This window comes from Pseudonocardia sp. OZ21 (genome assembly GCF_059359135.1).
In genome coordinates this window covers 86,215-98,393 of the sequence record NZ_JCADBN010000020.1, presented here as the reverse complement: position 1 = coordinate 98,393, position 12,179 = coordinate 86,215, and the positions used below count along the sequence as shown (strand labels likewise).

The following is a 12,179-nucleotide window of genomic DNA, read 5'->3' as shown; positions in this document are numbered from 1 at the left end:
GGCCGCCGTCCGTCAGAGCCAGCGCGGCAGGGTGGGCGGCTTTCCACCGCTCGAGCAGTGCAGCAGACGGCCCCTGCTACGGCCGAGCAGCCACGCGATCAACTCCGTGGCCGAGCCGGAGACGGTGAGCGCGTCGGGCCGGTCGCGGGTGGTCCAGGTGCATCCGGGAGCCACCAGGTGCAGGCCGGGGCACTCCTCCTTATCCCCCATCGCCGCCACCACCTCGGTGATCAGCTCGGCGAGCATCGGCGCCGGGAGGTCGGCGAACGATGCCCCGACGTCGAGGTCGACGGCGTGGATCCACATCTCCCGCGCCCGCAGCCACGGGATGTCCGACGCCAGGAGCTGCCGGCCCTGCACGTCCTTCACGCGAGCCGACCAGGCCTCGCGCGGCATCTTCCGCACGACCTGGGCCAACCGGTCCGACGAGGCGAGGACGTCCTCACGGATCTCCGACGGCAGGCGACGCGCGCCTGTGGCGATGTCGGCGTCGCGCTGTTCCGCGCTCGCGTAGGCCGGTGTGGGGGCGCCGGTGCGCGCCCACGTCAGCAGGTTGATCAGCCCGTCGGCGTTGCGCGCGATGTGCGTGAGCACGTGCGCCCGGCTCCAGCCCGGCAGGGTCGACGGCGCCGCGAAGGCGTCGTCGCCCATCCTGGTCATCAGCCCGCGCAGGTGCGCTGCCCCGTCACCGGCCCATGCCAAGTTGTTGGTCAGCGCCCGGTTGCCCGTGTCCGCGCTCATCACGCGACTCATGACTTTTCGAGCCGGCACGTGTTCCGGAGCTCTCCGACCCCGGCCACGGTGGTGACGAGCTCCGCGCCGTCCGTGAGGTAGCGCGGCGGCTTCCGGGCATGACCCACGCCACCCGGGGTGCCGGTGGCGATCACGTCGCCTGGGTTGAGCGTGATGATCTCCGACAGGTAGACGACGAGGTCGACCGGGGAGAACACGAGCTCGTTCGTGGTGGAGCTCTGCAACGTCTCGCCGTCGAGCACCGTGCTGACCTCGAGGCCACCGTCGGGCACCTCGTCGGAGGTGACGAGCCACGGGCCCAGCGGGGTGGTCCGGTCGAACATCTTGCCCTGCAGGAACTGCGACGTGCGGTTCTGGTAGTCGCGCACGCTCACGTCGTTGAGCACGGTGTAGCCGGCGATCGCCGCCTCCGCCTGCTCCGCGGTGGCGTGCCGCACCGACCGGCCGATCACGATGGTGAGCTCGACCTCGTAGTCGATCTTCTCCGACATCCGCGGCAGCACGATGTCGTCGTACGCACCCACCAGCGACGGGGCGTACTTCGCGAACAGCGTGGGGTACTCGGGCATGTCGTGGCCCATCTCCCGCACGTGGTCGCGGTAGTTCAGCCCGACGCAGATGATCTTCTCGGGGGACGGCACCAACGGCGCGTAGTCCAGCCCGTCGAGGGGGTGCGTCGGTCCGGCAGCGGCCGCCGCGTGGTCGGCCCAGTCCGGCCGCTCCAGCAGCGCACGCACGTCGGCGTCACCCGTCTCGACAGCTGCATTCGCATCCACCCGGACCGCACGGTTCCCGGTGGCCGTCCGGATCGTCGCCAGCCTCATCGCGTCTCCTCACCAGTCGTCACGGGTGCGAGTCTCGCCGAGCGTCGGGCCGCCCACGCGATCGGGGGCGGCCTTCACGGGCGCAAGACTCCACGAACCGGAATATCACAGCTCAGAGGCTTGCGTAGAGGGCGCGCTCGAAGTCGGCATACACGCCCAGCGCCTCCTCGGGCACGAACGGCAGGAACTGGCTGTAGATCGCACCCGTGACACCGGCCGCGGGGTCGACCCAGAAGTGGGTGTTCATCAACCCGGCCCACGCGCCGCTCCCGGCCCGGCGCATACCGGGGACGTCCGCGGTGTTGAGCAGCAGCCCGTAGCCCCACTTGTAGCCGGGACCGGCGTTGAAACCGAAGGAGGAGGCGGGGTCGGCCGTCTCGATCGCCGCCGGGAAGTCGAGATCGCCGATCTGGTTCGTGAAGGCCGCGTCGAGCGTGGACGGCTGCAGGATCGTGGTGCCCTCGAACGTGCCGCCGCGCAGGAGCGCCTGCTGGAACGTCAGGTAGTCCCGCGGTGTGGAGTGCAGGCCGTGCCCACCCGCGTAGTACTCCGGTGAGCCGGGCAGGACCTCGCCGATGTCGGTCCACCTGCCGTCATCGTCCTTGACGTGCAACGCCACGAGGTTCGCCCGCTGCTCGTCCGTGGGCGCGAAGGACGTCTCGGCCATCCCGAGCGGGCCGGTGATGCCGTCCGTGACCGCGACGTCGAGCGGCACGCCTGCGGTCGCCTCGACGACCTTGCCGAGCCAGTCGGTGTTGATCCCGTACTCGAACTTCGTGCCCGGGTCGGCCACCGCAGGCGCCGTGAAGATCACGGTGGAGCCGGAGAGCACGGTGGGAGTGCCGGTCACGGACTGCCAGCGCGCGATGTCCGCGTTCCAGAACCAGTAGCTGAGCCCCGCCGTGTGGGTGATGAGCTGCTTCACGGTGGCGCGGCTCGCCGGCGGGCGCAGCCGGGGGGTGTCGCCGTCGAATCCCTCCAGGACCTGGACGTCGGCGAACTCGGGCCGGTAGCTGTCGACGGGAGCGTCGAGGTCGAGCGTGCCCTTCTCCACCTGCTGCAGCGCGGCCACGGTGGTGACGATCTTCGTCATCGACATGATCCGGAAGTGGGTGTCGGGCGACACGGGAGCGTCGCCCCCGGCCACCGTGGACCCGGCCGCGCCCTCGTAGACCACGCCGTTGCGGTCGGCCGCGACCGCCACCACGTGGGGCACCGCCCCGCTGTCGACCGCCTTGCGCAGCACCGCGTCGATCGTCGGGCTCACCGGCGACTCCTCCCCGTCGAAGATGTGTCCACCATCACTCTCGCGCGAACCTGGGCGACGGTCACGTAGCGACGGTGTCCAACCTGACCCGACGGGGAGGAGTTGCCGGGTTCCGTCAGATCTCGCCGCCCTCCACCGCAGCCGTCGAGGCCGAGCGGACCGGCAGCGTCGCGAAGACGGCAGGCGGCTCGCGCCACGGGTCGGTGGGACTTCCGGAACGAGCGTCCTGGACGGCCCGCCACACCCGCTCGGGCGTGCACGGGATGTCGACGTGCCGGACCCCGATCGAACGCAGCGCGTCGACCACCGCGTTCTGCACCGCGGGCGTCGCGCCCACCGTCGCGGACTCACCGATCCCCTTGGCACCCAGCGGGTTCATCGGCGTGGGCGTCTCGGTGTTGGCGGTCTCGAACGTGAACAGGTCGGCCGCACTCGGCATCCGGTAGTCGGCCAGCGTGCCGGTGAGCGGCTGGCCCTCCGAGTCGTACACGACCTCCTCGTAGAGCGCCTGGGCGATGCCCTGGGCCAGGCCGCCGTGCTGCTGACCGTTCACGATCAGCGGGTTGAGGATCCGGCCGCAGTCGTCCACCGCGACGTGACGGCGCGGTGTCACCCGGCCGGTCTCGGTGTCGACCTCGACGACCGACACGTGGGCGCCGAAGGGGAACGTCGCGCCCTCCTGCTTGAAGTCGAGCGCAGCCGCCAGTTCGCCACCATCGGCCACCGCGGCCCCGGCCACCTGGGCCCAGGTCAGCGTCACCGAGGGCACACCGGCCACGCCGAACTCGCCGTTCTCGGTGAGCTCCACGTCGTCGACGCTCGCCTCGAGCATGGCCGCCGCCCGCTTCCTGGCCTGCTCGAGGACGTCCTCCGCCGCCGCGCGGACGGCGTTGCCGCCCATCTGCAGCGACCGCGAGCCGCCCGTGCCGCCGCCACGCGGCACCACCGCGGTGTCGGACTGCACGAACGTGATCTTGTCCATCGGGATGCCGAGGCGGTCGCTGGCGAGCATGGCGAACGCGGTGGGGTGGCCCTGACCGTGACCGGACGTGCCCGCGGAGATCGTGGCGGACCCGTCGGCGTGCACGGTGACCGAGCCGAACTCGGTGCCGCCACCGCCCGCGGTGATCTCGACGTAGACGCACACCCCGATGCCGACCTGCACCGGGTCGCCCGACTCCCGGCGGGTGGCCTGCTCCTCGCGGACCTTCTCGTAGTCGACGAGACGCAGCGCCTCCCGCAGCGGGAGGTCGTAGTCACCGATGTCGTAGTGCATGCCGGTGACCGTCGTGTACGGGAAGTCCGCAGGCTGGATGAAGTTGCGGCGGCGGATCTCCACCGGGTCGAGGTCCAGCTCGACCGCTGCCATGTCCATCATCCGCTCGAGGTAGGCGGCGGCCTCCGGACGGCCCGCCCCCCGGAAGGCGCCGACCGGGGTGGTGTTGGTGAGGGCCACCGCGGCGTCGAAGCCGATCTCCGGGATGCGGTAGACGCCCTGGCTCAGCATGTAGGTCGGGCCCAGTGCCAGTGCACCGCCGAACCCCGCGTAGGCGCCACTGTCGGCCACCACCCGCGCCCGCATGCCGGTGATGACCCCGTCGCGGGTGAGGCCCAGCTCGTAGTAGCCCACCTGCGCCCGGCCGTGCGGCATCGAGACGAGGTTCTCCGAACGGGTCTCCACCCAGGTGACCGGTCGGTTCAGTGCCCGCGCGGTCCAGATGGACGTCGTGTGCTCGGCCAGCGGACCTGCCTTGCCGCCGAACCCGCCACCCACGTGCGGCGTGATCACGCGGACGTGGTCCGCGTCGATACCGAGAAGGCCGGCGATCACGTTGCGGAAGGCGTGCGGCATCTGGGTGGACACCCAGATCGTCAGCTCGTCCCCGGCGCGGTCCTCGCCGTACGGGCCGGGGAGCACGGCGATGGCGTTGCCCTCCATGGGCATCACCGCGAGCCGCTGGTTGACCATGCGGGCCCGGACGACCACCTCGGCGTCCGCGAGCGGATCGGTGTCGGAGCGGATGCCGGCCGCGAGGTTGGTGCCGAGCTCGGGGAACTGAAGCTCGGAGCCGGGCTCCAGTGCGGCCTCCGCATCGACCACGGCGGGCAGCGGGTCGTAGTCGATCTCCACGAGCTCGACCGCGTCGACGGCGGCGGCCTTCGTCTCGCCGACCACCACCGCGACGGGCTCACCGACGAAGCGGACGCGGTCGGTGGCCAGCGGCGGTCGCGGGACCTGGGGGTTGACGACCATCAGGCCGTGGTGTGCCGGGAGGTCGAGGTCGGCCGCGGTGAAGACCGCGACGACGCCGGGAGCGGCCTCCGCCTCGGACTTGTCGATGCCGACGATGCGGGCATGAGCCAGTGGGGAACGGACGAAGGCGAGGTGCAGCACGCCGTCGAGGGCGAGATTCCCGACATACGTACTGGCCCCGGTGATCAGTTCGAAGTCTTCCACTCGGCGGACGGAGGTGCCGAGAATCGATCCAGCCATGGTGCTGACACTACGGAACGTTGCTTCGCAACGCTCAGCAGTTGACGTGTCGCGGCGGGCGGGAGAAGGTCATGTCGAGACCTTGCGCGGTCGGCTCGTCCGCTCGCGCGTCCTCCGGGAGGTCGGACTGGTCGGGGGCCGGTCCGGCCTCCCGATCCATGTGTGCCTCCGGCGCTGTTAGGTTCCTCGGGTGCCCGAGTTCCGCCACGTCGACGTGCTCCCTCTCGGTCCTGACGACACCGAATACCGCCGGCTCGACCTGCCACCGGGACGGGTGGTCGAGGTTCCGTCACTACCGGGCCGGACCTTCCTCGAGATCGACCCGGCCACGATCACCGCGCTGATGCGCGAGGCCGTGCACGACATCCAGCACATGCTGCGCCCGTCGCACCTCGCCCAGCTGCGCTCGATCGTCGACGACCCCGAGGCGTCGCCGAACGACCGGTTCGTGGCCACCGACCTGCTGCGCAACGCCTGCGTCTCAGCGGGCGGTGTGCTCCCGATGTGCCAGGACACCGGCACCGCCATCATCGTCGGCAAGCGCACCGAGACGGTCCTGACCGGCGGGAACGACGAGGAGGCCGTGTCGCGCGGCGTCTTCGAGGCCTACGACGAGCTCAACCTGCGCTACTCGCAGATGGCGCCCACGTCGTTCTGGGACGAGAAGAACACCGGCACCAACCTGCCCGCCCAGGTCGAGCTCTACAGCACGCCGGGGCAGGCGCCCAAGTACGAGTTCCTGGTGATGGCCAAGGGCGGCGGCTCGGCCAACAAGACCTTCCTCTACCAGGAGACCAAGGCGCTTCTGAACCCGAAGAAGCTCGCCGCGTTCCTGGACGAGAAGCTGCGCTCGCTCGGTACCTCGGCCTGCCCGCCGTACCACCTGGCGGTCGTCGTCGGCGGGATGTCGGCCGAGTACACCCTCAAGGTCGCGAAGCTCGCCTCTGCCCGCTACCTCGACGCCCTCCCCGACGCGGGCTCGGCAGCGGGGCATGCGTTCCGCGACCGCGACCTGGAACAGCAGGTACTGGAGCTCACCCGCGAGTTCGGCATCGGCGCCCAGTTCGGCGGCAAGTACTTCTGCCACGACGTGCGGGTGGTGCGGCTGCCCCGCCACGGTGCCTCCCTTCCCGTCGGCATCGCGGTGTCGTGCTCGGCCGACCGGCAGGCCAGGGCGAAGATCACCCCCGAGGGCGTGTTCCTCGAGCAGCTCGAGCGCGACCCGGCACGGTTCCTGCCCGAAGCCTCGTCCGAGGACCTCTCCGAGGAGGTCGTGCGCGTCGACCTGAACCGCCCGATGAGCGAGATCCGGGCGCAGCTCTCCTCGCTGCCGGTGAAGACGCGCGTGTCGCTCACCGGGCCGCTCGTCGTCGCCCGCGACATCGCCCACGCCAAGATCGCCGAACGGCTCGACGCCGGCGAGCCCATCCCGCAGTACCTGCGCGACCACCCCGTCTACTACGCCGGGCCCGCGAAGACGCCCGAGGGCTACGCCTCCGGCTCGTTCGGGCCCACCACCGCGGGACGCATGGACTCCTACGTGGAGCAGTTCCAGGCGGCGGGCGGGTCGCTGGTGATGCTCGCGAAGGGCAACCGGTCCAAGCAGGTGACCACGTCCTGTGCCACCTACGGCGGGTTCTACCTCGGCTCCATCGGCGGCCCGGCGGCCCGGTTGGCGCAGGACTGCATCCGCAAGGTCGACGTGCTCGAGTACCCCGAGCTCGGCATGGAAGCCGTGTGGAAGATCGAGGTGGAGGACTTCCCGGCGTTCGTCGTGGTGGACGACAAGGGCAACGACTTCTTCGCCGACGTCAGCACGCCCACCCTGCAGGTGACGTTCCGGCGCTGACCTGACGGGCCGCCCCCGGCGGCCCGTCGAGCCTCAGCGCAGGCGCCGCGGGCCGCCGTCGTGCCGGGTGGGCGGCGGCCCGAGCCGCACCCTCGCCCCGGTGACGAACACGCCGTCGGGCGAGGCGAGCACCGGGTCGAGGCTCAGCGAGCGCACCTCGGGCAGGTCCTCGGCGATCTTGCCGACCCGCAGCACCAGGTCCTCCAGCGCGTCCAACCGCACCGGCTCGGTGCCGCGGTACCCGGCCAGCAGGGGCGCGGCCCGGGGGGCGCGGACGAGCGCCGCCGCATCCTGGTCGGACACGGGCACCACCCGGAAGGCCCGGTCCCCCAGCAGCTCGGTGGCCATTCCGGACAGCCCGAACGACAGCAGGGAACCGAACGACGGGTCGTCCACCACCTCCAGCACGCACGACACCCCCTTGGGCGCCATCCGCTGCACGTAGACCTCGTCCTGACCGGTGAGCCGCGCCAGGTCGGCGTGGGCCTGCCGGACCCCGGCGCTCGTGGTGACGTCCAGCCGCACCCCCACCTGGTCGGTGCGGTGGCGCCAGCGGTCGCCGGTGGCCTTCAGCGCGACCGGGAAGCCGATCTCCTCCGCCGCGGCGACGGCGGCATCGGCCCCGGAGACCCGCTGGAAGTCGTTGACCGTGATCCCGTAACAGCCGAGGAGCTCGAGTGCGTCCGCGTCGCTGAGATCGTGCCGCCGGGTGGCCCCGAACCGCGCGACCAGCTTCCGGGCCCGCTCCGTGTCGGTGCCGGGCGGGGTGACGAACTCACCGACCGGCCGCGAGCGCCAGCGGGCATAGCGGCTGACCCGGGCCAGGGCCGCCGTCGCCCGCTCCGGACTCGGGTAGCTGGGCACCGACCCCTTGCCCGGCGAGCCGTCCGCACACGGCACGGCCAGCTCGGCCGGCACCCCCTCCGCCGCGAGGAAGACGGCGACCACAGGCTTGTCGGCACCCGCGACCGCCTCCCGCAGCGCCCGCGCGTACGCAGCGCCCGGAACGGCGATCGGGGGCACGAACACGACCACGAGCGCATCGGCCGCGCCCGGGTCGGGCCCGGCCGGGTCGGTGCCGCTCGTGTCAGCATCGCTCGCGGGGGCCGCGCCCAGGTCGGCGCAGCTTGCGTCAGCGTCGGTCCGGGTGGCGCCGTCTCGGCCGAGGGCAGCAGCCACCGCCGCGGCGAACTCCGCGGGTGGGGCGGCCGTGCCGACGTCGACGGGCGGGCCTGCGAGCTCCATCCCCTCGTCCAGCAGGGCGTCGCTGACCAGCAGCCCCAGCGCGGTGGAGTTGCCCACGACCGCCACCCGCGGCCCGGCGGGCAGCGGCTGGTAGGCCAGCAGGAGCGCCGTGTCGAACAGCTGTGACAACGTCTCGACCCGGATGACGCCGGCCTGCTCGAACAGGGCCTTCACGCTCGCGTCGTCGATCGGCACCGCGCTGGCGGCCAGTTCCGCCGCCGGCGCCGAATGCCGGCCGCTCTTCACCGCGACGATCGGCTTGGTGCGGGCCAGCCGGCGCGCGAGCCGGGCGAACTTGCGGGGGTTGCCGAAGGTCTCCAGGTACAGCAGCACCACGTCGGTGGCCGGGTCGGTCTGCCAGTACTGCAGCATGTCGTTGCCCGAGAGGTCGGCGCGGTTGCCGGCCGACACGAACGTGGACAGCCCCAGTCCGCGCTCCTTGGCCGCCGCGAGGATCGCGATGCCCAGCGCGCCGGACTGGGAGAAGAAGCCCACCTGGCCCCGGCCCGGCAGGTCGGGGGCGAGAGTGGCGTTGAGCCGCACGTCGGCGTCGGTGTTGGCCACCCCGAGCGCGTTGGGGCCGATCACCCGCATCCCGTGGACGCGCGCCTCCGTGACGAGCCGCCGCTCGGCGACGAGGCCGCCCGCCCCGGCGTCGGCGAAGCCCGCGCTGATCAGCACCAGCGCCTTGACCCCCTTCGCCAGACAGGAGTCCATGACCTCGTCGATCCCCGCGGCCGGGACGGCGACGACCGCGAGGTCGACTTCGTCGGGGATGTCGGTGACCGAGCCGTAGGCCCGCACCCCGCGAACTGAACGGGCCTCCGGGTTGACCGGGTACACCGGCCCGGTGAAGTTGCCGCGCAGCAGGTTGGCCAGGACGGCGTGCCCGATCTTCGCCGGGTCGGTGGACGCACCGATCACCGCGACCGACGTCGGGTGCAGGACGTTGTGCACGCTGCGGGCCTCGGCCCGCTGCTCCCGGGCATCGCGGACCGCCAGCGACCGCTCGGTGGGGTCGATGTCGAACTCGAGGTGGAGCACACCCTCGGCGAACTCCCGGCTGACCTGGTAGCCGGCCTCCCGGAACACGCGCACCATCTGGTGGTTCTCCATGAGCACCTCAGCCTCGAACTGCCGCAGCCCGTTCTCACGGGCGGCCGCCGCCAGGTGCTCCAGCAGGATCGAGCCGAGTCCACGCCCCTGGTGGGAGTCGCGGACGACGAACGCGACCTCCGCCGAGTCGGGGCCCGCCGTGCCGGTGGTGCCACCCGGGCCGCCGTCACCCGGCAGGCCCTCGTAGCGGCCGACGGCGATGATCTCGTCGCCCAGCACGCCGATGAACGCCACGCGCGAGTGGTGGTCGACAGTGGTGAACCGGGCGAGGTCTCGTTCCGAGATCCGCGGGTACGGGCCGAAGAACCGCAGGTAACGGGTGCGTTCGGAGAGGCTCGCGTGGAACCGCAGCAGCGCGTCGGCGTCGCTGGGCAGGATCGGACGCAGGTGCACGATGCCGCCGTCGGAGGCGACGACGTCGGCTTCCCAGTGGCGGGGGTACCCCGGCCCCGCATCGGCGGGGTCGGCCGCCGCGGGGGACGGTCCACCGCTCGCCGGCGCGGGCGCGGGATCCACGTCAGTCACGGGGATCGTCGGGGTCGAGGCCGTGCAGCGGGAACACCGCACGCCTGGTCTCCAGCACGGCGGCGTCCACGCGGTCGGAGCCCTCGCCCCAGGGTTCGTGGCCGCCGTCGTGACCGTCGGTCATCGAGGTGGGCAGTTGCTGCCCGGTGAGCCCGGCCGCGTGGGCGACCCATCCGGCCGGGAGCGGCCGGTGCGGCTCGACGTCGCGGTCGAGCACCGTGGCGACCAGGTGCGTCCACGACCGCGGCACCACGCGGAACAGCCCGTACCCTCCGCCGCCGACGGCCAGCCACTTGCCGCCTGCGGTGTGCTCGGCCAGCTCGCGCAGGGCCCGGTAGATCGTGCGGTGGCCGTCGACGGACAGCCCGAGGTTGGCGAGCGGGTCCTCGGCATGGGTGTCGACCCCGCACTGCGTGACGAGGATCTGGGGACGGAACTCGCTGACCAGCGACGGCACCACCGCGTGGAACGCGCGCAGCCAGCCGCTGTCGGACGTGCCCGGCGGCAGCGGCAGGTTGACCGCGTAGCCGGCGCCGGCGCCGTCGCCGTACTCACCGGGCCACCCGGTGCCCGGCCACAACGTCATCGGGTGCTGGTGCATCGAGACGGTGAGGACCCGCGGGTCGCGGTAGAACGCGGCCTGCACCCCGTCACCGTGGTGGACGTCGACGTCGATGTAGGCGATCCGGTCGAACCCGTGGTCGAGCAGCCAGGAGATCGCGACCGCGCAGTCGTTGTAGACGCAGAACCCGGACGCCCGGTCGGGCATCGCGTGGTGCAGGCCGCCTGCGATGTTGACGGCGCGGTCGGCCCGGCCCTCGGCGATCTCCTTCGCTCCGAGCAGCGAGCCGCCGCAGACCAGTGCGCTGGCGTCGTGCATCCCGAAGAAGACCGGGTTGTCCTCCGTGCCGAGCCCGTGCCCCACTCCGAACGGGGCCTCGGGCGCCGACTTCACCGCCGTGAGGTACGACGGCACGTGCACCCGCTGCACCTCCTCGTCCGGCGCCTGCGTGGGAACCAGCGGCTCGACGCCCTCGAGCACGCCCAGCCCCGTGGCGAGGCGCATCGTCAGGTCGAGGCGAACCGGATCGAGCGGATGGCCATCGCCCAGGTCGTAGTGGAGGAACTCGGGCGTCCACACCACCGCAGCTCGGGGACTCATGGCCGCGACCGTAAAGGATCGCGGTGGCCGCCGCGTGTCAGGGCGCGGCACCGGTGGCCACCGGCCGCTCCGGGTCGGCGGACCAGTTGGACCAGGAGCCGGAGTAGAGCGCGATCGGCTGCTCCGGCGGCCGCAGCCGGGCGTGCTCGACCGCGAGCACCAACGCCGCGGCGGTGACCCCGGAGCCGCAGTAGGCGGCGACATCCGTGCCTGCCTCCGCGGCGACCCCCAGCGCCGCCAACCGCTGCGCCACCACCTCAGGGGCGAGCCACCGCCCGTCGGTGCCGACGAGGTCGGCGGCGGGTGCGTTGAGCGCACCGGGGATGTGCCCGGCTCGCGGGTCGACCGGCTCGGTCTCCCCCCGGTAGCGGGGCGCCGCGCGGGCGTCGAGCAGCACACCGTCGCGCGCCAGCGCAGCGGCACCGTCGGCGTCCAGCACCGGCATGCCGCCCGGGCGGACGGTGACGTCGCCCGGTTCGGGTCGCGACGGCTCCGCGGTGGTGGGCAGGCCCTCGGCCACCCATGCGGCGAAACCGCCGTCGAGCACGGCCACCCGGCCGGCGGGCCGGCCCGCCCAGCGCAGCAACCACCAGGCGCGCGCCGCCACCACCCCGTCGCCGTCGTCGTGGGCGACCACGCGCGAGCCGTCGTGCACGCCGGCCCGCCGCAGCGCGTCCTGCAGCCGCTGGGGTGTGGGCAACGGGTGGCGGCCCGCCGGACCGGGCGGATCGGCCAGCTCCGTGTCGAGGTCGAGGTACACCGCACCGGGGAGGTGGCCGCGGTCGTGATCGGGCCGCCCGGGTGGTCCACCGAGCCTCCAGCGCACGTCCAGAACCACGGGTCGCTCGGCGCCGCCCGACGTGTCCAGCAGTGTTGCAAGGTCGGACGGGGTGATCAACGGAGGCAGTGGGGCGGTCACCCGGCCAATTCTGCCGGGGATGGCG

9 protein-coding genes are annotated in these 12,179 nt (G+C 72.5%); 1 reads left to right on the top strand and 8 read right to left on the bottom strand.

All coding sequences use genetic code 11. The features are described 5' to 3' along the window. Window positions 1-12: 12 nt before the first annotated feature. The 5 genes from AC5L35_RS32505 to AC5L35_RS32485 all read right to left on the bottom strand — a co-directional run bounded on the left by AC5L35_RS32505 (window position 13) and on the right by AC5L35_RS32485 (window position 5,498). A complete protein-coding gene (locus AC5L35_RS32505) occupies window positions 13-741 on the bottom strand; it encodes a maleylpyruvate isomerase family mycothiol-dependent enzyme (protein WP_495063566.1) in 729 nt (242 codons plus the stop codon). Window positions 742-749: 8 nt separating this feature from the next. Continuing rightward, on the bottom strand, window positions 750-1,577 hold the full coding sequence (locus AC5L35_RS32500) for a fumarylacetoacetate hydrolase family protein (RefSeq protein ID WP_495063565.1): 828 nt from the start codon (window positions 1,575-1,577) through the stop codon (window positions 750-752). A 112-nt stretch (window positions 1,578-1,689) separates the two neighbouring features. Further along, window positions 1,690-2,844 (bottom strand): serine hydrolase domain-containing protein, encoded by a 1,155-nt coding sequence (locus AC5L35_RS32495; RefSeq protein WP_495063564.1) that lies wholly within the window; start codon window positions 2,842-2,844, stop codon window positions 1,690-1,692. A 115-nt stretch (window positions 2,845-2,959) separates the two neighbouring features. After that, window positions 2,960-5,338: a xanthine dehydrogenase family protein molybdopterin-binding subunit gene (locus AC5L35_RS32490; protein WP_495063563.1), complete on the bottom strand. Its 2,379-nt coding sequence runs from the start codon at window positions 5,336-5,338 to the stop codon at window positions 2,960-2,962. A 34-nt stretch (window positions 5,339-5,372) separates the two neighbouring features. Then, window positions 5,373-5,498: a hypothetical protein gene (locus AC5L35_RS32485; RefSeq protein WP_495063562.1), complete on the bottom strand. Its 126-nt coding sequence runs from the start codon at window positions 5,496-5,498 to the stop codon at window positions 5,373-5,375. Between the two features lie 30 nt (window positions 5,499-5,528). On the opposite strand from AC5L35_RS32485, the gene AC5L35_RS32480 reads away from it, so the two are divergent. Next, the gene (locus tag AC5L35_RS32480) at window positions 5,529-7,187 is read left to right on the top strand and encodes a fumarate hydratase (protein WP_495063561.1); all 1,659 of its coding nucleotides are present in this window, start codon (window positions 5,529-5,531) and stop codon (window positions 7,185-7,187) included. A gap of 33 nt (window positions 7,188-7,220) precedes the next feature. On the opposite strand, the gene AC5L35_RS32475 is transcribed toward AC5L35_RS32480, so the two are convergent. From AC5L35_RS32475 to AC5L35_RS32465, 3 genes are read right to left on the bottom strand one after another with little or no spacing between them, the layout of a single operon-like run. Continuing rightward, window positions 7,221-10,064: a bifunctional acetate--CoA ligase family protein/GNAT family N-acetyltransferase gene (locus tag AC5L35_RS32475; RefSeq protein ID WP_495063583.1), complete on the bottom strand. Its 2,844-nt coding sequence runs from the start codon at window positions 10,062-10,064 to the stop codon at window positions 7,221-7,223. 1 nt (window position 10,065) lies between these two features. Beyond that, a complete protein-coding gene (locus AC5L35_RS32470; RefSeq protein WP_495063560.1) occupies window positions 10,066-11,235 on the bottom strand; it encodes an acetoin utilization protein AcuC in 1,170 nt (389 codons plus the stop codon). Between the two features lie 37 nt (window positions 11,236-11,272). Beyond that, window positions 11,273-12,142: a sulfurtransferase gene (locus AC5L35_RS32465; RefSeq protein ID WP_495063582.1), complete on the bottom strand. Its 870-nt coding sequence runs from the start codon at window positions 12,140-12,142 to the stop codon at window positions 11,273-11,275. Window positions 12,143-12,179: the final 37 nt, after the last annotated feature.